Source organism: Streptosporangium sp. G11, from assembly GCF_051192615.1.
Lineage (GTDB): Bacteria > Actinomycetota > Actinomycetes > Streptosporangiales > Streptosporangiaceae > Streptosporangium.
The window spans coordinates 87,210-107,875 of record NZ_JBPJUQ010000001.1; the positions used below are offsets into that span (position 1 = coordinate 87,210).

Annotated in this window: 21 protein-coding genes and 1 tRNA gene; 13 read left to right on the plus strand and 9 right to left on the minus strand. The window is 69.4% G+C overall.

Annotated elements, in window-relative coordinates; translation table 11 throughout:
• Positions 1–26: 26 nt before the first annotated feature.
• A complete protein-coding gene (locus tag ACSDR0_RS00425; protein WP_435286654.1) occupies positions 27–2,012 on the plus strand; it encodes a serine/threonine protein kinase in 1,986 nt (661 codons plus the stop codon).
• Positions 2,013–2,078: 66 nt separating this feature from the next.
• On the plus strand, positions 2,079–3,041 hold the full coding sequence (locus tag ACSDR0_RS00430; RefSeq protein ID WP_435286655.1) for a quinone oxidoreductase family protein: 963 nt from the start codon (positions 2,079–2,081) through the stop codon (positions 3,039–3,041).
• A gap of 11 nt (positions 3,042–3,052) precedes the next feature.
• On the opposite strand, the gene ACSDR0_RS00435 is transcribed toward ACSDR0_RS00430, so the two are convergent.
• The 3 genes from ACSDR0_RS00435 to ACSDR0_RS00445 are packed head-to-tail and all read right to left on the minus strand — an operon-like array spanning position 3,053 to position 5,815.
• Positions 3,053–4,114 (minus strand): PucR family transcriptional regulator, encoded by a 1,062-nt coding sequence (locus tag ACSDR0_RS00435; protein WP_435286656.1) that lies wholly within the window; start codon positions 4,112–4,114, stop codon positions 3,053–3,055.
• Positions 4,114–4,917, minus strand: coding sequence for an ABC transporter permease subunit (locus tag ACSDR0_RS00440; RefSeq protein WP_435286657.1), 804 nt, complete (start codon positions 4,915–4,917; stop codon positions 4,114–4,116). The genes ACSDR0_RS00435 and ACSDR0_RS00440 overlap by 1 nt, the downstream gene beginning before the upstream one ends.
• A complete protein-coding gene (locus ACSDR0_RS00445; protein WP_435286658.1) occupies positions 4,886–5,815 on the minus strand; it encodes an ABC transporter ATP-binding protein in 930 nt (309 codons plus the stop codon). The genes ACSDR0_RS00440 and ACSDR0_RS00445 overlap by 32 nt, the downstream gene beginning before the upstream one ends.
• Before the next feature lie 203 nt (positions 5,816–6,018).
• Here ACSDR0_RS00445 and ACSDR0_RS00450 point away from each other — a divergent pair, with 203 nt between their 5' ends.
• Positions 6,019–6,852: a patatin-like phospholipase family protein gene (locus ACSDR0_RS00450; protein ID WP_435286659.1), complete on the plus strand. Its 834-nt coding sequence runs from the start codon at positions 6,019–6,021 to the stop codon at positions 6,850–6,852.
• 124 nt (positions 6,853–6,976) lie between these two features.
• On the plus strand, positions 6,977–8,011 hold the full coding sequence (locus tag ACSDR0_RS00455; protein ID WP_435286660.1) for a 1-acyl-sn-glycerol-3-phosphate acyltransferase: 1,035 nt from the start codon (positions 6,977–6,979) through the stop codon (positions 8,009–8,011).
• Between the two features lie 15 nt (positions 8,012–8,026).
• On the opposite strand, the gene ACSDR0_RS00460 is transcribed toward ACSDR0_RS00455, so the two are convergent.
• The 4 genes from ACSDR0_RS00460 to ACSDR0_RS00475 form a co-directional block, all read right to left on the minus strand.
• Complete coding sequence (locus tag ACSDR0_RS00460) at positions 8,027–8,230, minus strand: SHOCT domain-containing protein (RefSeq protein ID WP_435286661.1); 204 nt, start codon at positions 8,228–8,230, stop codon at positions 8,027–8,029.
• Positions 8,231–8,388: 158 nt separating this feature from the next.
• Positions 8,389–9,912 carry a cobyric acid synthase gene (locus tag ACSDR0_RS00465; protein ID WP_435286662.1) on the minus strand — a complete coding sequence of 508 codons (1,524 nt, stop codon included), beginning with the start codon at positions 9,910–9,912 and terminating at the stop codon, positions 8,389–8,391.
• 316 nt (positions 9,913–10,228) lie between these two features.
• Positions 10,229–11,203 carry a cobalamin biosynthesis protein gene (locus tag ACSDR0_RS00470; RefSeq protein WP_435286663.1) on the minus strand — a complete coding sequence of 325 codons (975 nt, stop codon included), beginning with the start codon at positions 11,201–11,203 and terminating at the stop codon, positions 10,229–10,231.
• Positions 11,187–11,993, minus strand: coding sequence for a phosphotransferase enzyme family protein (locus ACSDR0_RS00475; protein ID WP_435286664.1), 807 nt, complete (start codon positions 11,991–11,993; stop codon positions 11,187–11,189). Before ACSDR0_RS00475 ends, ACSDR0_RS00470 begins: the two co-directional genes overlap by 17 nt.
• A 327-nt stretch (positions 11,994–12,320) precedes the next feature.
• Between ACSDR0_RS00475 and ACSDR0_RS00480 the strand changes: the two genes are divergently transcribed.
• Positions 12,321–12,394 (plus strand) — tRNA-Arg (locus tag ACSDR0_RS00480).
• 673 nt (positions 12,395–13,067) lie between these two features.
• Here ACSDR0_RS00480 and ACSDR0_RS00485 read toward each other — a convergent pair.
• Positions 13,068–13,415, minus strand: a complete 348-nt coding sequence (locus ACSDR0_RS00485; protein WP_435286665.1) for a hypothetical protein — start codon at positions 13,413–13,415, stop codon at positions 13,068–13,070.
• 238 nt (positions 13,416–13,653) lie between these two features.
• Between ACSDR0_RS00485 and ACSDR0_RS00490 the strand changes: the two genes are divergently transcribed.
• The 6 genes from ACSDR0_RS00490 to ACSDR0_RS00515 all read left to right on the plus strand — a co-directional run bounded on the left by ACSDR0_RS00490 (position 13,654) and on the right by ACSDR0_RS00515 (position 19,075).
• Complete coding sequence (locus ACSDR0_RS00490) at positions 13,654–14,988, plus strand: helix-turn-helix domain-containing protein (protein WP_435286666.1); 1,335 nt, start codon at positions 13,654–13,656, stop codon at positions 14,986–14,988.
• Positions 14,985–15,698: a creatininase family protein gene (locus ACSDR0_RS00495; RefSeq protein WP_435286667.1), complete on the plus strand. Its 714-nt coding sequence runs from the start codon at positions 14,985–14,987 to the stop codon at positions 15,696–15,698. Before ACSDR0_RS00490 ends, ACSDR0_RS00495 begins: the two co-directional genes overlap by 4 nt.
• Positions 15,699–16,129: 431 nt before the next feature.
• On the plus strand, positions 16,130–16,438 hold the full coding sequence (locus tag ACSDR0_RS00500; RefSeq protein ID WP_435286668.1) for a hypothetical protein: 309 nt from the start codon (positions 16,130–16,132) through the stop codon (positions 16,436–16,438).
• 177 nt (positions 16,439–16,615) lie between these two features.
• The gene (locus ACSDR0_RS00505; protein WP_435286669.1) at positions 16,616–16,930 is read left to right on the plus strand and encodes a hypothetical protein; all 315 of its coding nucleotides are present in this window, start codon (positions 16,616–16,618) and stop codon (positions 16,928–16,930) included.
• Between the two features lie 1,384 nt (positions 16,931–18,314).
• A complete protein-coding gene (locus tag ACSDR0_RS00510) occupies positions 18,315–18,695 on the plus strand; it encodes a DUF6221 family protein (RefSeq protein WP_435286670.1) in 381 nt (126 codons plus the stop codon).
• 62 nt (positions 18,696–18,757) lie between these two features.
• Positions 18,758–19,075: a PadR family transcriptional regulator gene (locus ACSDR0_RS00515; RefSeq protein ID WP_435286671.1), complete on the plus strand. Its 318-nt coding sequence runs from the start codon at positions 18,758–18,760 to the stop codon at positions 19,073–19,075.
• On the opposite strand, the gene ACSDR0_RS00520 is transcribed toward ACSDR0_RS00515, so the two are convergent.
• Positions 19,015–19,572, minus strand: coding sequence for a hypothetical protein (locus tag ACSDR0_RS00520; protein WP_435286672.1), 558 nt, complete (start codon positions 19,570–19,572; stop codon positions 19,015–19,017). The two genes, ACSDR0_RS00515 and ACSDR0_RS00520, sit on opposite strands and share 61 nt — an antisense overlap.
• A 129-nt stretch (positions 19,573–19,701) precedes the next feature.
• Between ACSDR0_RS00520 and ACSDR0_RS00525 the strand changes: the two genes are divergently transcribed.
• Both ACSDR0_RS00525 and ACSDR0_RS00530 read left to right on the plus strand, forming a co-directional pair.
• Positions 19,702–20,145: a hypothetical protein gene (locus tag ACSDR0_RS00525; RefSeq protein ID WP_435286673.1), complete on the plus strand. Its 444-nt coding sequence runs from the start codon at positions 19,702–19,704 to the stop codon at positions 20,143–20,145.
• Positions 20,146–20,229: 84 nt separating this feature from the next.
• Positions 20,230–20,574 (plus strand): glyoxalase/bleomycin resistance/dioxygenase family protein, encoded by a 345-nt coding sequence (locus ACSDR0_RS00530; RefSeq protein WP_435286674.1) that lies wholly within the window; start codon positions 20,230–20,232, stop codon positions 20,572–20,574.
• The last annotated feature ends 92 nt before the right edge of the window (positions 20,575–20,666 follow it).

Sequence of the window (20,666 nt, forward strand, 5' to 3'; positions counted from 1 at the left end):
GACGCCGTATGCGGTTAGGTACAAAGGTGAACAACCTCAGTCCCGACGATCCCCTGCAGATAGGCCGATACCGCGTGCTCAGCCGGCTGGGCCGGGGCGGGATGGGCACGGTCTATCTTGGCGAGTCCCCTGACGGGCAGCAGGTCGCCATCAAGGTCATCAATCCGGAGTACAGCCAGCACGAACGGTTCCGGATGCGCTTTCGCAGGGAGGCCGACGCGGCACAGCGGGTCCGCAGGTTCTGCACGGCCGCGGTCATCGAGGCGGCGCTCGACGGCGACCAGCTCTACGTCGTCACCGAGTACGTCACCGGCCCCAACCTCGAGGAGGCCGTCGACTCCGGCGGGCCGCTCCGCGGCTCCAGTCTCGACGCGCTGGCCGTCGGGGTGGCGACCGCGCTGACCGCCATCCACGGCGCCGGAGTGGTGCACCGCGACCTCAAGCCGTCCAACGTGCTGCTCTCCCCCGTCGGCCCGCGCGTGATCGACTTCGGCATCGCCCGCGCGCTGGACACCCTCGGCGGGATGACCGGGACCGGCGAGATCCTCGGCACCCCCCGCTACATGGCGCCCGAGGTGCTGCGCGGCGAGCCGGTCTCGGCCGCCTGCGACGTGTTCTCGTGGGGCTGCCTGATGGCCTTCGCCGCGAGCGGGCGGGCGCCGTTCGGCGGCGAGGCGCTGCCCGCGGTGCTGTACCAGGTGCTCAACACCGAGCCCTCCCTGGAGGGCATGGAGCCCGCGCTGCGCGAGCTGGTCACCTACGCCCTGACCAAGGACCCGCGGAACAGGCCCACCTCGCAGCAGCTCCTCGACCACCTGGTGGGCCGCTCGGCCGCGCCCGAGCAGGCCGCCCACTCGGTCCAGGCCTCCTGGCAGGAGCCTCGGGCGACACCCGGCGCCGGCACCGGGACCGGACCGGCGGGCCCTCCCGGCGGACCCGCCGACACGCCCTCCGACCCCGGCTGGGCTCACCCGGCGCGAAACCCCGCCGGTCACGGGCAGAACGCCGACCTCGGCTGGAGCCACCCGGGGCAGAACGCCGACCCCGGCTGGGGGCACCCGGGACAGAACGCCGATCCCGGCTGGGGGCACGCCCCCACCGCGCCGTCCGCGCGAGGTGGTCACCCGGCCTCCGGCCCCTCGCAGCCTGGTCCCGGCCACACCCCGGCCGGCGCCGCCTTCCACGACGGTCCCGGCCACACCCTCGCCGGACCGCCGCGGGGCGACACCGGGTCCTCCCCGCGCGGCCAGGCGACCAGGCGGCGGAAACTGATCGTCGGGATTGTCGTGGCGGCCCTGATGGCGGCGATCGGAGGGCTCGGCCTGCGGCTCGCGCTCGCCCCCGGCGGCCCGCCGGAGAACCTCACCCTGCTCTACCAGGACGACTTCACCCAGAGCGGCACCGGCTGGAGCGGCGGCACCTACAGCCCGATGACCGGCACGTACGGTTACGCCCCCGAGGGTTACTACGCCGTCGACGTCAGCGGTTACTCCCCCATCAGGCGGGAGCAGGCCCCCATCCCCTTCGTGCCCGTTCCCCCGGCCACCCCCGACCCCACGGCCAGCCCCACGCCGATCACACCGACCCGCATCCTGCTCGGCTCCGACATCACGATCCGCTCCGGCACCACCGGCATGGGCGAGTACGGGCTGTTCTGCCGGGGCGAGGACGACAACAAGGCGACCCGGTACGAGTTCCTGCTCGACACCGCGGGAAACGCCCGCATCCGCAAGACCGTCAAGAACGCCGGGGGCGAGCTCACCAAGCCCGTCAGGGTCGACCTGCCCAAGGGCAAGGTCCGGCTCACGGCCGAGTGCACCGGGGTCGAGGGGGGCGTGCAGCTCACCATGTGGGTCAACGACGAGCAGGCCCAGTCGGTCCTCGACACCAACCCGCTGCCCAACGGGCTGGTCGGCGTGATCGCCCGGGTGGGCGAGAACAGCAACGCCGTCCTCAGAGCCGCGTTCGACAACTTCACCCTGCACGGCCCCGCCTCCACCAAACAGCCCTGACGGCGAGTGATCCGTACGGCATCGGGGACGATCAGGGCACCTGACCGACCAAAGGAGTTCAGCACGATGCGCGCCATAGTCGTCTCCGCCACCGGCGGCCCCGAGGCTCTCGCCTACACCGACGATTACCCGGACCCCGAGGTGAACCCCGGCGACGTCCTGGTCGACGTCGCCGCCTCCGGGGTGAACTTCATCGACGTCTACCACCGGATGGGCCGCTACCCCCTCTCCCTGCCCTTCGTCCCCGGGGAGGAGGGCGCGGGCACCGTCGCCGCGGTCGGCGAGGACGTCCGTGACGTCGCCGTCGGCGACACCGTGGCGTGGTCGAGCGTGCCGGGCAGCTACGCCTCCAGGACCGCGGTGCCCGCTTCCAAGCTGCTCGCCGTCCCCGAGGGGGTCACGGCCGAGGTCGCGGCGGCCGTCACCCTCCAGGGGCTGACCGCCCACTACCTGACGCACTCCACGTACGAGGTGAAGGCGGGCGACGACGTCCTGGTGCACGCCGCCGCCGGGGGCATGGGCCTGCTGCTCACCCAGATCGCCAAGCTGCGCGGCGCCCGGGTGATCGGCACGGTCTCCACCGAGGAGAAGGAGATCCTGGCCCGCCAGGCGGGCGCCGACGAGGTGTTCCGCTATCGGGGCTTCGCCGACGCGGTCCGCGACCTGACCGGTTCCGGCGTGCACGTCGTCTACGACGGCGTGGGCGCGGCCACCTTCGACGAGAGCATCGCCTCGCTGCGCCCGCGCGGCATGATGGCGCTGTACGGCCAGGCCAGCGGCCCGGTCCCCCCGATCGACCCGCAGATCCTCGCCAGGAACGGCTCCCTCTTCCTGACCCGCCCGACTCTGGGCTCCTACATCGCCACCCGCGACGAGCTCGCCTGGCGCGCCTCCGACCTCTACGGCTGGGTGGCCTCCGGGCAGCTGCGGGTGCACATCTCCGAGCGCTACCCGCTCGCCGAGGCGGCCCGCGCCCACGAGGACCTCGAAGCCCGCCGTACGACCGGCAAGGTGCTTCTGATCCCGTAATCGCGCGGCGGTCAGCGCAGCGGGTGGGCGGGCCAGTCCAGGAGGCGGGCGCCCAGGACCGCCGTCTCCAGGGTGAAACGCTGGGTGGGTTCGTCCGGTGAGAACCCGGTGAGGCGGCGGATCCGCTCCAGCCGGTAGGTCACCGCGCGGGTGCTGACGCCGAGCCTGCGCGCGGCGGCGGTCTGGTTGCCCTGGGAGGCGAAGACGGCCTCCAGCGTGGCGAGCAGCGGCTCGGGACCGCCCCGCCCCGCCAGCAGCGGGCTCAGCACGCTCGTCACCAGGTCCTCGATGGCCGCGCGGTCCCGCAGCAGCACCGGGAAGACCAGCAGGTCGGCGGCCTTGAGCACGGGGGCGCGCAGCCCCAGCCGGTCGCCGAGCTCGATGGCGTTGGCGCCCTCCCGGTAGGAGGTGACCACTCCGCCGGGTCCCCGGTGCGCCCGTCCGAGCCCGACCCGCCAGCCGGGCGCGAAGGTCTGGCGCACGTGGTGGGTGAACTCGCCGTTCGCGACGGTGAGACTGCCCGGCGCGACGCACACGAGCGTCCCGTCGCGGACCGCGACCAGCACGTTGTGCGAGCCGAACCGGGCGACCAGCGCGTCCTCGATCCGCCGGGCCGTCCCCTCGGCCTCCCCCGCGAGCCCGCCGTCCCCCGGAGCCGCCGTGGAGGCGGTGGCGGCCCTGGCCGCGGGGCGGGCGACGGCGACCACGTACGTCTCGGCCAGGCGGAGCCCGAAGTGCTCGGCCCGCTCGGCGAGCCTGTCGGCGCGGCCCTGGAGCAGGTCGTGGACGAACTCCCTGCGCGCGGCCTCCTCCTGGCGCAGCGCCGCCCGCTGGGCGTTCTCGTACCCCTCCATCAGGGCGGAGACCGTACGCCGCAGGGCCGGGAGCGGGGTGGGGCTCACCGACTCGGCCATCGCCAGGGCGGCCTCGACCAGGGCCCGCACGGAGGCGCCCCGCTCGGCGGCCAGCGCACCGGCGGCGCGGCAGTCGTCGAGCTCGGCCCGGCCGGGCAGCCTGCCGGTGGCGGCCGCCTCCCGCAACATCCGGAGATGGCCGCCGAGCAGCTCGTCCATCAGACTCCCACGTCACGCCTGTCGAAGGCCGATATCGCGACCAGGACCAGCGCGACGGTCGCCCCGGCCAGCACGAGATAGTCCCATGCCGGGAACCCCAGCTGGATCGGCCGTCCGTCGAGGTAGTAGTGGAACGGCGAGATCCAGCGCAGCCAGGACACACCGTCCACGTCCTTGCCCATGGTCTCGACGACGTATCCGCCCACGGCGACCACCCCGACCACGGCCAGGGCGACCCCCTTGCGGCCCGTCGCGGCGCCGACCGTCAGGGAGAGCGTGCCGAAGAAGAGGGCGAGCAGGAGGACGCCGACGTGACCGGCCAGGATCCTGTCGGCGGGGACGCCCATGCCGACGGCCGTCACCAGGCCCAGCACGACGAGGAAGGTGGCCGCCGCCACGCCGAGCAGCGCGAGGGCCAGGGCGGCGAAGCGCTCAAGGACCAGCCGCCTACGGTCGATCGGGAGGGTCAGGACCAGCTCCAGCGTGCCCGACTCCTCGGGCTGGGCGATCGCCCGGTTGCCGATCACCGCGGCGCACATGATGAACAGCAGCGGCCCGAACAGCTGGTAGACCAGTGCCTGCAGGAAGCCGGAACCACTGGTGAAGCCGCCCTCCAGGCCGCCCATGAGGTCGCGCATGGCCCCGGGGAACTTGGTCAGCGCCACGTCACCGTAGAGGTCGGGGTTGCTCTGGATCGTCGGGTAATAGGACAGGTACAGCGTGAAGAACGCGCTGATCCCGAGGGTCCAGCCGAGCAGCGCCCGCCGGTAGTCACGCAGGCTCTTCGACACCAGTGTGGGCATCGCGCACCTCCCCTTCCTCGCTCTGGCCGTAGTAGGTCAGGAAGATCTCCTCCAGGTCGGGCTCGGCGCTGACCATATGCACCACGGTGAACCGCGCCGCCGCCTTGATCAGCGCGTCCGGGCGGCCGTCGATGGTGCAGCTCAGCCCGGCCCCCTCCACCCGCAGGTCCCGTACGCCGGGCAGATTCTCGAACGCCTCGCGAGGCACCGGGGCGTCGAAGTGGAACTCCACCCGGCGCACCGCCTTCTCCCTGAGCGCGGAGATGTCCTCCACCGCGACCAGCCTGCCGCCGCGCACGATGCCGACCCGGTCGGAGACGTCCTCGACCTCGGCCAGCACGTGGGAGGACATCAACACGGTACGGCCCGAGGCGCGGACCTCGCGGACCATCGCCAGGAACTCCCGCTGTACCAGCGGGTCCAGGCCGCTGGTCGGCTCGTCGAGGATCAGGAACTCCGGCTCGTGCATGAAGGCCTGGATGAGGCCGACCTTCTGCCTGTTGCCCTTGGAGAGCTTGCCCATGGGCACCGACAGGTCGGCCTCCAGCCGCTCGGCCAGCCCCTCGATCCGCCCCTTGGACACGCCGTCGCGCACCGCGCCGAGGAAGGCGAGGAAGTCCCCGGCCTTCTCCCTGCCCTCCAGGGCCAGCTCCCCCGGCAGGTAACCGATCCGGCTCCGCACACCCGCCTCGCGGGGGTCCCTGCCGAGGACCGTCATCCGGCCCCTGGTGGGGCGGATGACGTCCAGGAGCAGCCTGATCGTCGTCGTCTTTCCCGCGCCGTTCGGGCCGAGATACCCGAACACCTCTCCTGGCCGGATCTCCAGGTCGAGGTCCTCAAGCCCCCGGCGCCCGCCGTAGAACTTGGTGAGCCCTTCGGTCTCCACTACCGCTGTCATGCGTCAGATCGTGCCCTCTCGCCACCGCCGGGACCATGGTCGGATCCGGACAGCTGGCCGCCCTTTCGTTGCGCGGGTCCGGAAACCGCCTGTCTCGCTGCGCGGGCTTGAAAGCCGCCTGTCCCGATGCACGGGCCCGGAACCCACCTGTCCCGATGCACGGGCCCGGAACCCGCATGGCCACGCGGGGCTATGGTGAGCCCATGAGCCTGGACACTGCCTTCGTACTCGGTGGCGGGGGCGTCCTCGGCGCCCACGAGGTGGGCATGCTGCGGGCACTCGACGAAGCGGGGATCAAGCCCGACGTGATCGTCGGCACGTCCGTGGGCGCGCTGAACGGCGTCGTGCTCGCCGCCTCCCCCGGTGACGCGGTCGCGCGCCTGACCACACTGTGGGCCTCGGACATCGTCCGTACCGCGTTCGCCGGGTCCTGGGTGACCCGGCTGTCCACCCTCGCCAGGAGCGGCACCCACCTGCACTCCTCCGCGCCGCTGCGCGACCTGCTGGCCCGGACGCTCCCGGTCTCCCGCATCGAGGAGCTCGCCGTGCCGTTCCAGTGCGTGGCCGCCTCCGTCGAGCGCGCCGCCGCGCACTGGTTCACCGAGGGCCCCCTGGTCGACGCGGTCCTCGCCTCCTGCGCCGTTCCCGGGCTGCTGCCGCCCGTCCGCGTCGGCGACGACCACTATCTCGACGGCGGGCTGGTGCACAGCATCCCGGTCGGCCGGGCCGTCGCGCTCGGCGCCCGGCGGGTCTACGTGCTGCACGTGGGCAGGATCGAGCGTCCCCTGGTGGTGCCCCGGCGCCCGTGGGAGGTCGGCATGACCGCCTTCGAGATCGCCCGGCGGCACCGCTTCACCGAGGAGATGGCCACCCTGCCGGACGAGATCGAGGTCCACGTGATGCCCTCCGGGGGCGAATCCCGTCCGGGAATGGATCTCTCTCAGCTGCGTTACCGGGATTTATCGCATATATCTGAATACATTGATCGTGCGTACCGGGCCTCGTCCGACTACCTGGCCCAGCACTCGTCCCCCTGAGCCGTCCGTCCACATCAACACCGACATAAACCGTTATACGTCCATATTTGGGTAGTTAAAGGGATACATCACACCAGCGCCCACACGCGCACCACCCGCACATGCCCACAGGCAGGAGCCGCTCGTGCTGCCTCCTCGCATCATCCGCCGCCTGGTCCTGGCCCCGCTCGTCATCGTGCTCACCGTCGCCGCGGTGCTCACGCTCCCGATCTGGCTGCTGGTGGTGACCGCGGCCTCGCTGCGCCTGCCGCCCCCGCAGCGACGCGGCACCCGGCTGGTCTGGTTCGCGATGGCGTGGCTGACGCTGGAGTCCATGGCGCTGTGCGCCTGCCTGTGGCTGTGGGTGACGAACGGCCTGGGCGGCCGGCTCAACCGCGACGAGTACCAGGAGCGGCACTACGAGCTGATCCAGTGGCTCCTGTCCAAGATCTACGAGGCCGCGGTGCGGATCTTCCGCCTGACCGTCGAGATCGACGAGCCCCCGCCGACCTCCGAGGAGATCTCCCGCCGCCTCACCCGCCCCGTCATCGTCCTGTCCCGCCACGCGGGCCCCGGCGACTCGTTCCTGCTCATCTACCACCTTCTCTCCCGGTACGGCAGGCGCCCGAGGATCGTGATGAAGGCTGCCCTGCAGTTCGACCCCTCGCTGGACGTGGTGATCAACCGCCTCCCCAACGCCTTCGTCCCCAGCAAGATCGCCGAGAGCGGGATTCTCAGCGAGATCCACCGCCTGTCCTCCGACATGGACGCCGACGACGCCCTGGTGATCTTCCCGGAGGGCGGCAACTTCACCCCGAAGCGCCGCTGGCGGGCCATCCTGCGGCTGGAACAGAAGGGCCTGGCCAAGGAGGCCGCCCGGGCCCGCAAGCTGGAGCATCTGCTGGCCCCCCGCCCCAACGGGGCCATCGCCGCCATCGAGGCCTGCCCCGAGGCGGACGTGGTCTTCGTCGCACACACCGGCCTCGACGACCTGGTCACCTTTGGGGACATCTGGACCCGTCTCCCGCTCAGCGCCCGGATCAAGGCCAAGTGGTGGCGGGTCCAGGCCGCCGACGTGCCGCGCGACCGCGAGGACCAGATCCGCTGGCTCTTCGACCAGTGGGAGGAGATCGACGCCTGGATCACCGCGAACCAGCCGGCCCCCGCCTCCGCGCCCTGACCACGGCCGGCGGGTCTACCAGTCCTGGGAGAGGCCCGACATGCGGCGGAGGTATTCGTCCTCGTCGATCTCGCCGGCCGCGTAACGGCGCTTGAGGATCTCGCGGGGACTGTCGGCGACGGACTTGCGTGCCGTGTGGGCACGGACCGCCATGGTCACGCCGAGAGCCACCACCGCGATCACGGCGATGACGAAGAGCAACACCAGGATGCGGGACATCGTCGGCCTCCCATACCTCCCCATCGGATCCGGTGGGGGGAATATCAAGTTTACCCGGCGGGACGAACCTTCCCTTTTCCGTCATCTGACGGGATTCATCCGCCCTCGCCCCTTGTAGAAGGCGAACGGATCCATGGGAGGCGGACGGATCGCTTCCCTCAACCGGCGGAGGGGGCACCGGCCGAGAAATCCGGGGCCTCGCGCGAGCCCCCGCCGGGCGGCAGCGACGGCAGCCCCCGAGGAGCCCCGTCCTCCAGCAGCCGGAGCAGGGCGCCGGTGTCGACGTTCCGCTCGATCAGGTCGCCGAGCGCGTCCAGCCTCTCCTCCCTCAGCGCGGCGAACGACACGTCCGGCGCCGGGGTGAAGTCACGGCCGGAGACGGCCGCCACATCGGCGAGGAAGGCCCGGCGAAAGCCGTCGTTCTCCAGGGCGCCGTGCCAGGTGGTACCCCACACCGAGCCGTCACGGCAGCCGTCCAGGAACGGCTCGCCGCCGTCGGCCGTCACCACGCCGTGGTGGATCTCGTACGCGGAGACCTGGCAGCCGTACGCGGCGCCGACAGGGCGGCCCAGCGTCTTGTCCGCGGCGAACTCCACCGACGCCGGCAGCAACCCCAGCCCCTCGACCAGGCCCGCCCCCGACTCGACGTCGTCGCGAATGGTCCTGGCGAGCATCTGGTAGCCGCCGCAGATGCCCAGCACCGCCCGTCCCGGCAGGGCCGCGGCCAGGCCGGTGGCACGGAGCCACGCCAGGTCGGAGACCGTGGCCCGGGAACCGGGCAACACCACCAGGTCGGCGTCCTCCAGCTCGCCGGGGGAGGTCACGAAGCGGACCGCCACCCCGGGCTCGGAGGCCAGCGCGTCCATGTCCGTGAAGTTGGAGATCCGCGGCAGCCGCACCACCGCCACCCGCAGGGTCTGCCTGCCGTACGGGACACGCGCCCCGATCGCGGGCCGGTTGTCCAGGGCCAGGGAGTCCTCGACGTCCAGCCAGAGGCCGTCCAGCCAGGGCAGCACCCCGTACACCTCGCGGCCGGTCAGCTCCCTGATCATGTCCAGCCCCGGTTCGAGGATCTCGGGCGCCCCCCGGAACTTGTTGATCACGAACCCGGCGACCAGCGCCTGGTCGGCGGGCTCCAGCAGCGCCACCGTCCCGTACAGCGCGGCGAACACCCCGCCCCTGTCGATGTCGCCGACCACGATGACCGGCAGGTTCGCGGCACGGGCCAGGCCCATGTTGGCGATGTCGCCCCTGCGCAGGTTGATCTCCGCCGGGCTGCCCGCCCCCTCGCAGACCACCACGTCGTACGTGCTCCGCAGCCGCTCCAGCGCGTCCACCGCGACCTGGCGGAGCCGCTCCTTGACGTCCCAGTACTCCATCGCGTCGACCTCGGCCATCGGCCTGCCCATCACCACGACCTGGCTGCGCCGGTCGCTGCCCGGCTTGAGCAGGATCGGGTTCATGTCCGCGCTGGGCTCCAGCCCGCACGCGGCGGCCTGCATCGCCTGGGCCCGGCCGATCTCGGCGCCGTCGGCGGTGACGAAGGAGTTGAGCGACATGTTCTGCGCCTTGTACGGCGCGACCTTCACCCCCTGCCGGGCCAGCCAGCGGCAGATCCCGGCGGTGACGACGCTCTTGCCCGCGTCGGAGGTCGTCCCCGCGACCAGCAGCGCCCCCTTCACGCCCTCGCTCCGGCCCGGGAAGCGGCGAACCCGGCACGACACGCGACATCGGGACAGATCTGAACCACGGGCGGTTCTGCGGGGGAATCAACCATCATGCCGACCAGCATGCCGCCCCGGCGGCCACACCGCCCACCCGGACTCCCGGAGATGCCCCGGCGTCCGCCCCCCTGAGCCCTTCGATCCCCTCGGCGCGGTTCCTGTGCCCCTCACCCGGCCCTCCCGGTCCCTCGGCGCGGTCCTTGTGCCCCTCGCCCGGCCCTTCGGTGTCCCCCGTCCGGCGTCCGGCCGCCCCGAACCCCTTTGCGGCGGAGGCCTACCGGCGCCGCAGGACAGCCAGGACCGCCAGAGCCGCGGCCCCCAGGCCCACCGCCCGCGCCAGCCGTACGGACCGGCGGATGTCCGCGACCGAGGGTTCGGGCCCGTCACCCATCTCCGGCCGGTGTTCCACACGGGTGCCGTACACGTTGACCCCTCCCAGGGTCAGGTCCAGCGCGCCCGCGAAGGCGGCCTCGCAGCGGCCCGCGTTGGGGCTGGGGTGGCGGTGGCCGTCCCTGCGCAGCACCGACACCGCCCGCCGTGCCGAACCCCCCACCAGGGGGGCGCCGAGCGCGGCGAGCAGTCCGGTGATCCGGGCGGGCATGAAGTTGGCGACGTCGTCGAGGCGGGCCGCGGCCCACCCGAAGCGCTCGTAGCGCGCGTTCCGGTGACCGACCATCGCGTCCAGCGTGTTGACGGCCCGGTACGCGAGCAGGCCGGGCACCCCGGCCACCGCCCCCCAGAACAGCGGCGCCACCACCGCGTCCGAGGTGTTCTCCGCGATCGACTCGACGGTGGCCCTGGACAGCCCGGCCTCCCCGAGCCCGGACGGGTCGCGCCCGCACAGGTGCGACAGCCTCCCCCGCGCCCCCGCGAGATCGCCGTCCTCCAGGAATCCGGCCATGGCCGCGCCCTCGCGGCCCAGCGTCGTACCACCGACGACCGCCCACGTCGCCGCCGCGCTCAGCGCGGCCCGCACCACCGGGCTGCCCGACCGGGCCGCGAGGTGGCCGAGCAGCGCCACCGGGACGACGCACAGGGCCACGTGGAGGACCCCCCGGGCCCGGCGGTCGCCGTACACCCGCCGCTCCACCCCGGCGGCGGCGGTGCCGAACAGCGCGACCGGGTGCCCGCGCCGGGGATCGGCGAGCACGGCGTCGATCGCGACCCCGGCGAGCATCCCCACCCCCTCGGCCACTCCAGGCCGCCTGCCCCGCACAGTGGCCACCGTCCGCCTAAACGAGATGCTCATGGAGCTCATCCTGGTGGGTCTCCAGCCACACGCGGGCCCGCCGGATGCGCTCCCCCGCCCCACCGGCCCACATCCGGGCCCACCCGCCGCCCCCGCCCTGCGCCTCGGCCTTGACCCGCATCGCGTGGTACGAGCGGTCGAAGCGGAGCCGGGCGAGATCCAGCAGGCGGCGGCGGTCACGAGGCGCCAGGCCGTACGCGTCGCAGAACAGACGGAGCCGGGGGCCCACATCAAGGCGGCGCTGGAGCGGCTCCAGATCGAGGGGATCGGCGATCGGCGCCCAGTGGCGCAGCGTGGTCACCACGTCGAACAACCGGGTCGTCGGCCTGGCCATGTCGAAGTCGATCAGCGCGGCGGGGAGCCCGTCACGGAAGATCACGTTGTCGAGGTTGACGTCGCAGTGCCCGATCAGTCGCGGTGCCGCGTCGTCGTTGGACCCGGCCTCCCAGACGGCCCCCCGCGGCGGGACGAAACCCTCCGCCGCGTCGTGGAACCCGCGCAGCAGCCGCGCCAGCGCGGCCAGCGACTCCCCGGTGAGCGCGTACGAGGGCAACGGCCTGGCCGCGGACTCCCCCTCGACGTAGCTCAGGATCTCCCTGCCCCGCTCGTCCACCCCCAGGGCTCGGGGAGCCCCCTCGAACCCGGAGCGCTCCAGATGACGCAGGAGCGCGTGCACCGAACCCGTGGAGGCCCTGCTGGGCCGTCGGACGGTGTCCCCGACCCGTACCACCCCGTCGGTGACATCACCGCCCAGAAGGGGAATCTCCTCTTGGACCGTGGCGACGAACATGGCATACGAGCCTAGACCGCCTCGCCTCCTCAGGAGAACGATTCGGGCAGACCGCCCCCACCGGACAGCTCTCCGAAGGCCCGCCCCCGCCCGGCTCCTCCGAACACACGCCCCCGCCGCGCCCGGCGGAAGAACACCCGGACCACCCTGACGGAGGAATCCTCCACCGCCACGGTTCCCCCACCCCGAAGGGCCACCACCCACCTGGACCGGAGCAGGTGAGCGCTCACCCCCTCCGGGGAACGAGGGGTCCACAGAGTGATCCTCACGACACCGGCCCAAAACCGATACGTGGGCACTCCCCGGATCATGCACAATTGAGCGGGAGCACCCTTAGCTCAGCTGGATAGAGCATCGGACTTCTAATCCGACGGTCGCAGGTTCGAATCCTGCAGGGTGCGCTGCCAAGACCAGGTCATCTACGCGTTGACCTGGTCTTTTGCTTGTCCGGGGTCCGCCCCCCTCATGCAGCCGCAGGCGGCCGAAAGCAGCCGTATGCCACCGGTCGCGGAACATACGCGGAATGGCCGAGGCCCCGTTTTCCCAGGTGAGCCCGAGGATTCCGGAGCCCCGAGGGGCGATTCCGGGGCCGGAACGACGAAGGACCCCGAGGTGTCCCGGGGTCCTTCATGGAGCATGATCCGCATCATGTGACGAGCGCTGCCAAGATTCTTTGGTTCGCCACCTCGCGCTGGCCGTCGATGCACTTGGCGTAGACCCTGAGCATCACGTCCACCCGTGACGCGACGACACGACCAAACGAGGCCCGCCGTGCCGCCGCGCCTGCCTATCGGGCCTCCCCGGAGAGCAACGCCCTCCATATATCGCCGGCCTGCCGAATCGGCCATCGATAGGTCTCGCGAACTTCCGGACTACCGTCCAGTCGGAGCGTGCGCCGGATGAAGCCCTGCCTTCCGGCCTGGCACAACTCGTACAGCGTGGCTCGGCACCGGCAGGTCCAAGTGATCACACGCAGGCGCGCCATCCCCCTGTCAGGGGTCAGCCAGACCAGGCGTGTGTGGCCACCCTGCGGTGCGGGCACGTGGGGACTCAAGCAGCCCGTCAGCTCGATCATTACGGAGCACACCCGTTCGGGCCGGGAACCGGAACCGGCCCCCGCTCGCGAAGCTCAACACAACGACTCGCCACCCGGCGAGCAGCCGTCACCGGATCTCCCGCGGGGCAGAAGGCGTAGCGCCGAAGGCGGGCCCGCCCCGTCTCCTGTCCGGCCCACCAGCGGAAGACCTGGCCATCGGTCCACACGACCAGCCCGAACCAGACCGACACCAGCGCCAGCCCGTACCCGTCGTGAACGTCCGAGGCGATGTTCAACGCGGCCAACTCATCGCGCAGTCGCCGCGCGGCCCGTACCGGGGTGATCGCTTTCTGCCGGCTGATGGCCGAAATCTCATCTCCGCTCATCACGCCGCCTCCAGCGGAACTCGACAGCGGCACGACTTCGGTGGATCCACCACGAACGTGGTGGAACCCACGACCCTCATCGTCGGCTCACTCATGGATCAAGGGTCGCCATCTGGCCTTACGCGCCCCATCCCGAGCCGCAATACTCCGGCTGGATAACCGATATCCCTTGACGGGATCACCCTCGGTGACAAGCGTTGGATATCCAGAAGTCAAGTCTCGAAAGGGGGAGGCCCATATGCCTGCAGATGCGACCGAACCAGTCGTTATCCTGCCGGAGCTATGGCAGCGCCCGGAAACGCTGGCAGCTCTCCGCGACCGCGATATCGGGCAACTCTTCCAGCTGATCCGTCAGCACACCGGCTTCAGTCAGACCCGCATCGGCGTCGCGGTGAATCTCAGCCAGGGCAAGATCAGCGAGATCATGAAGGGGGCCGTTCAGGTCACCTCATTCGAGGTGATCGAGCGCATCGCCGACGGCTTGGACATGCCCGACCATGCCCGGCTGGCTCTCGGGCTGGCACCGCGGCGGCTCTCCGCAGCCAGCTCACAACCTCGGCACACACCGACCTCGCCACCGTCCGATCAGTCGGCGTCGAGGGCGGGCCTGCCGACTCGATACCTCGCCAGCCTGACCAGCGCATCCAGCCGCTCCGTCATCTCCGGACTCCGGCACGTCCTCACCGGTCACATCCAGGCCGAGGCCATCATGGGGCCACTCCTCTTGGTCAGCGCGGTTCAGGACCAGGTGCCCGTAGTCGGGCAACTCTGCCAAGTGACCCGAGGAGCCGACCGCACTGAAGCCCTGAATTTGGCCAGCGAACTGCTGGAATTCTGCGGGTGGCTCCATCAGGACCTGGGCGATTTCATCCACGCCACGATGTGGACCAGCAAGGCCCTGGACTACGCCATGGAGTTGGGCGACCAGCGCGTCATCTCCTACATCCTCATGCGCAAAAGCATCATCGCCATCGAGGCCGGCGACTACGGCCACGGTCTTGGGTTGGCGAATACGGCCCTGGCCAACTCCGATGCCCTCACTCCCAGGCTCAGAGCGGTCGTTCTCAGAACACGCGCGACAGCGAACGCCCACCTCGGAGAGGCAACGGACTCCGCCCGCGATTCGGAGATGGCTCTGGTCGAAGCCGCTGCAGGGATGGCGCAGAGCGAGGGCGACCGTGCTCCGTACTGCACTCCCGCCTACATCGCCATGGAGACAGGCGCGATCCGCGTCCTGCTGGGCCAGGCCACCGCGGCCATCCCGATGTTCGAGGCCAATCGCTCCCAGTGGCCCGAATCCAGCCAGGCGCGCGATCACGTCCTGTTTTTGACCCGTATGGCGACCGCCTACGCCATAGCGGGCGAACGCGAGCAAGCCTGCGTAGTGACCGAAGACGCCCTCTCCCGCATGCAGGCTCTTCGCTCCAGCCGAGTTACCAGCCAGCTCACAGCACTGCGTGGTCATCTGGCCCGATGGGCGGCAGACCCCTCCGTGGCAGACTTGCTCACCAGGCTCGACATCCTCTCGGAGTCCTTCTTCCTGACAGCACCCCAGCCACAAGGAGACCGGTGACCACCCTGCTGCCCACCGCGACCACCACCGAGGAACGAGACCGCAACGCCCAGGTCGCGATCCTCCCCGTCGGCAGCTTCGAACAGCACGGTGACCACCTGCCCCTCAGCACCGACACCATCGTGGCCACCCTGATCGCCCGCCAGATCGCCGATGCTCACCCCGTCCTGCTGCTCCCGCCCGTGACGATCTCCTGCTCACATGAACACAGTGCCTGGCCGGGAACCGTCAGCATCTCCGCGCGGACCCTGCACGCGATCGTCACTGACGTCTACGCCTCGGTCACCCGCTCCGGCCCCACCGCCTTGGTCGTCGTCAACGGCCACGGAGGCAACTACGTCCTGAGCAACGTCATCCAGGAGGCCAACGCCGAAGGCCGCCGCATGGCGCTGTTCCCCTCTCGCGAGGACTGGAACGAAGCCCGAGCCGCCGCCCGGCTCACCAGCTCCATGCACGAGGACATGCACGCCGGAGAACTGGAGACTTCCCTCCTGCTGCATGCCTGCCCCGAGGTCATCCGCCCCGGCTACCAGTCCGCCGACTGGATCGCCGACGACCGCCGCCATCTCCTAAACAAGGGCATGCAGGCTTACACAGACAGCGGAGTCATCGGCCGCCCATCCTTAGCCACTGCCGAAAAAGGCAAAGCCCTCCTCGCCAGCCTCACCACCGGCTTCAGCGACGTGCTCAACCTCTTCACGAAGTCCTGAGCAACAGCACACCAGCCGATCACGAGCTGAGTAACTGCCGAATTGTTCTGAGTAGGTATCAAGGCGACGGCGCTCCGCGCCGACGCACGGCCCGCCGCCCGCCCGCCAGCCGGGCATGCGGCGTGGGCGCCGGTCCCAGCCGGCGGCGGGACTCAGGGCCGCGCGCCGCACCCAGCACCCGCCCCACCCGCCGTAGGTGGGCCGCACCGCCGCCACCCATGCACCCCCCGGCCGCCATGCGACGTTCGACATCTCACACAGCCAAGAGTCTGCCGTCATAATCCGACCCGTGAGACTCGAAATAGACCCAGAACGCAAGGTCCACACAGGAACCTGCGACTGCTGCGGAACCCCCTTCGAACGCGTAACAGGGTTCATCAACAGCGACGAGGGCGCCTACGCCATCTATTACGCCTCCTGCTACCACCACGATGGAATGGATCGATGTCGTCTTTGACGACGCATGGGACCCAGACGACCCCGTAACCCCAACCGGCTCCAACCGCGTCACCTTCGGATGCCGCGTCGGCCCCGTCGCGAACAACCCCAACCCCGCATGCACCCTCGTTCCAGCCGCCTCTGTCGCACCCGACAAACCTCTCTACGGCCACAAGCTCAATCGCGACGAAGCCCTCCAACACCCCTGGCTCCCCGCCTACTGGCACACCGTCGACCACATCCTCGAACACGACACCACCATCCGGCAGCACCTCTACGGGGCCCCCGCAGACGAGCAGTGACAAGACCAAGAAGCCTCCGGCAGGGGGCTCAGACTCCGGGATGATCCAGGTTTCAAAAGCAAGGTCCGTAGGTGGAGAGGGCCGGATCTTCCCGTCGCCGTCGTCCCAGGGCAAGCCGAGCAGACCAGGGCCAGGGCGGGGCGTGCGCAGGTGCGCAATCCATGCCACTCTGCGCCTATGCTCACCGTCCGCCAGCTCCTCGACTACCTCACCGGCTTACCCGACGAAACCCCAGTCGTGATCGACGTCAATGCCGGGGACTGGTACCTCCGTGTGGAGGAGGTCAATGTCACCACCGCCCAAGACGCCACAGCGGGCGGAGATCCCCACGAAGGCACCGAGGTCGAGATCTTCTGGGAACCCGGCCAACACGGCTGGACCGTGAACGGCCCTTCCAAAACGCTCTTCACCCTGGATGACGTAGAGAAGCTGATCTCCGAGCGTGACGCGCTCCGCCGACAACTGAAAGAGCTTCGCTCGTCGGGGCATTAGCGGGCCATTAACCAGGGTGACGAGGGGTCAACCACGGTCACTCACGACCGGCCGAACGCCCAGCTCAGCCACTCTACAAGGCGTGATCAATGCACTTCCCAAGCTGACAGCGCGGGTTTGACGCCCTCGCCCATTTCAAGCTAAAAGCCCCAGGTCAAGGGGTGATTCCCGATCCGTGTATTGATCATTTTTAGGCGTCCTCGACCTCCCCTAGGGTCTGATCCGCTCCCTAGAGGGTGAGCCGACGGCGGACGGGATAACCAAGCAGACTGGATCTCTCTGGTTCGCGCACCTACGATTTAGACAAATGACCCAGCACGAGGCAGACCCAATAGCTCATGACCCGCCATGGTCCTACGAGCTGGGGTGCCGCGAGTGCGGAGAGCAGTACCGCATGGGCTCTCGTGGGGAAGGCGGACCGTTTCACTTCTGGGCAATGTGGATGAGCGCAGGGCCGGGGGCCAATGTCAGAATCCATGGTCACTGGCGTTCCGGAGACTGGAATCCAGGCGAGACCCTTGAACTCCGGCGACGAGACGGATACAGACTCACGATCATCGGTGCTCAGATGGAGCCGGCTATCGGTGAAATGGCCGAGATCAGAGGACAACGAAGCCTCTTGGTGCCGGAGCACCGGTCGCTCCAACCTGGCTGCATTTGGGCAGTGCCTTCGGGTGATGAGACTGATTAAACAAGAGCAAGATCCGGAACATGCGCGGAACGCCAGCTTCTCACCAAGGGTGATCACATGCGTTGACCACAGGTCAAGACGTTGTCCGATGGAAGAGCAGCGCTCCACTTCTAATCCGACGGTCGCAGGTTCGAATCCTGCGGGGTGCGTTAGTGATCAAGGCTTGACCTGCATGTTCTGCCCTCACTGAAAACCCGAAGGGTCAGCGAGGGCAACGAGGGAGACCAAAAGGGGACCGCCGGTTCCCTCCCCCACCGCGACTGCCTGCGGTACCAGAGCGGCATTCGCTTCCGCCGCCTCGTGAGCCACCTCCGACAGAACCGATGTGTACGTGTCCGCCGTGATCGCGTGATTCGCGTGCCGCAGCATCGCAGACACGATCTTCATGTCAGTCCTGGCCGCGAGCACCAACGCCGCCGCCCCGCGCAGAGGGTCATGTAGCCGGATCGGCAAGAGCCCCGGCCTCGAAGGCGAGACGCGAGAAGAGATCACTTACTCACGCCGGGTGAAGTTCCGCACCGTCTTCCCGCGTGAATATTCGGCCCGCCTCCTGCCACGCCTCACCCCATGCGAGCCGCTCAGCGTTCTGTCGGGCCCGATGCGCCCTCAGAACGGCCACGGCGCCCTGTCGAGTGCGATCACCGCATCGCTCGCCTCTGTCTTCGGATCGCCCTCCTCGAACTCCCAGCCGAGGTGTACGGCAAGGCCTGGTGGTGGAATCCGGCCTACGGTCCAGTGAAGGGCGATCCGAACGACAGCGAGGCCACGTCGATCTTCTTTGCCGGAGAGAACACCGTTGCCGAGGTCTGGACCGAAGTCGGCCCGCACATCGCTCGCCACGATCCCGGCCGGGTGCTTCGTGAGGTTGCGGCGAAGCGGCGGATCCTGGCCAGGCACACCGGCCAGCACGCCTGCCCGGTTCCAGCCGAAGAACCGAAGGCCTGGGAGGTTGTGATCGACGTCGACGACCTCCAGCAGGAGCAGGCCACCCAGGTGATCCCGCGGGGTGACCTACGTGATCCAGCTAAGCCGTATAGCAGCCACGAGGGTTACCGACAGGGGTGGGAATCGTAACCCTCGACACGCTCCTCCACCTCACCCCTAGCTAGAGTAAGAGCATGGGTAACACTCCGCGCATGACGCTGCCCACACAGCTCGTCCTCCGCGCCATGCTCGAAGACCCCACCCGCGAGCTGTACGGACTAGAAATCTGCCGGGCCGCCGGTCTGGCCAGTGGCACCATCCACCCGATCCTCGCTCGACTGGAAGGCATCGGCTGGCTCGAATCGCGATTCGAAGAGGTCGATCCTCGCGAGCAAGGGCGCCCCCGCCGCCGGTACTACCGGTTCGCCCTAGGCGGCGCCGAGCAGGCTCGAATTGCCATGACTCAAGCTCACACCAAGGTAAACGGGCTGCCTGGGCTGCGCCGCAGATTCGCCGACGGTGACATATGAGGGACGCTTCTTCTCACGTCAGCGCCCACAGTGTGGCCCTTGACCTTGTTCGCGCCCGTAACCGTACCCTTGAACTCGCCCTTATCCGTGACTACGCCTGTGCCGTTGACCTGGTGAACAGCGTTGATCACTTTCCTTTTTTTGATCCCGCCCCGACTCGCGCCAAGGTCCACGCCGTTGGCTTCGTCCGAACCCTCGCCCGCGCCAGTGCCACCGCTCATCTTCTTACGCTCATCCTCGATCGCGCCCAGGAGCAGGCCTTCGGCCTCGCGCATGCCCCTACCCTCGATCGCGCTCGAGGTCTGATAGTCGACCTCGACTCTGCCCTTGACCTCGTCCGCATACTCGAACACGATCTCGCCGGCGCTCTCACCTTTGATTGCGACCGCGACCGCGACTCCATCCGCGCTCTCGCCCACGAGATCACCCACCTCCTTACCTCTGACTACGTCCTTACCTTTGCTTTTGAATGTGATCTTGGCCTTGTCCTTGATCATGCTCGCACGCTCACCTTTGACTACACTCGCACCCGCAATCGCGCTGGTGACCTCATTGACGCCCTCACCGTTGAGCACCAGCAGAGCAACCAGATATCGGCGGCAGATCAAGATGAAGTGCTCCCTCGTGTGACTGTCGCGGTGCTGGCAGGGCAACTGGTCGATCTCGCGACGCAGGTACTGCCTGCGGCGCACCGGAGGCGTTACGCCGAGGAACTACGTGCTGAGTTGTGGGATCTAGCAGTGGCGAAAGCCACTCCGTCCATGCAGGTGCTGTATGCGATACACCAGTTGGGCCGGGTGTGGCAGTTGCGCTACGAGCTGCAGGCTCCTGGGCGACGCCGAGTTGAGGTGCTACGGCAGGCGGCGTGCTGGGTGCTGGCCTCCCAGGCGTGGACGTGGGGGCTGATCGGCTTTCTGACGGTCGCGGCACTGTTCGATGTCGTCGTGCAGCAGGGGCCCGGGTCGGCGTTCTTCGCGGTTCCCACCCTTGTCGGGTTCCACGCCGGCGTGGAGTGGTTGCGGAAGCGTTGGAACGTGGAAGTCCGGCGGCAGAAGAAGAGTGCCGAGTGACAGAGGAGGGCATGGCGGACATCGTGGGCGGCCCGGGGCAGAGCCGAGGTGGATGCCCCGGCCGCGGCTACCAAGGAGAACCCCGTGACCCACGCCAGCCTGATCGTCATCTACACCGACCGACTTGACGCCTGCCACGCCTTCTACACCGGGCTCGGCCTCACCTTCATCAAGGAGCGGCACGGCGCCGGCCCAGAACACTACGCCGTCCCCCTCGGGGGCACCGTGTTCGAGCTCTACCCCGCCAGCAGCAGCCGCCCCACCACCGGCGGCCTGCGCCTCGGCCTCACCATCCCGGCCGGCTCCGCCGCCCAGGCTCTCGCGCCTGGCCGGCACATCCTCACCGACCCTGACGGCCGCGTCGTCGACCTGCACATCATCCAGGAGAGGGCGATGCCCTCACCCTCGCCTGACGGGCAACAGCTGTAGCCGATCGCGCGCCGCCCCTGCGTTGTCGCGTCCTGGCACCCCAACAGAACGACGTTCACCGGCCAACCCGTGGACACCCTCGACCGTCCCCA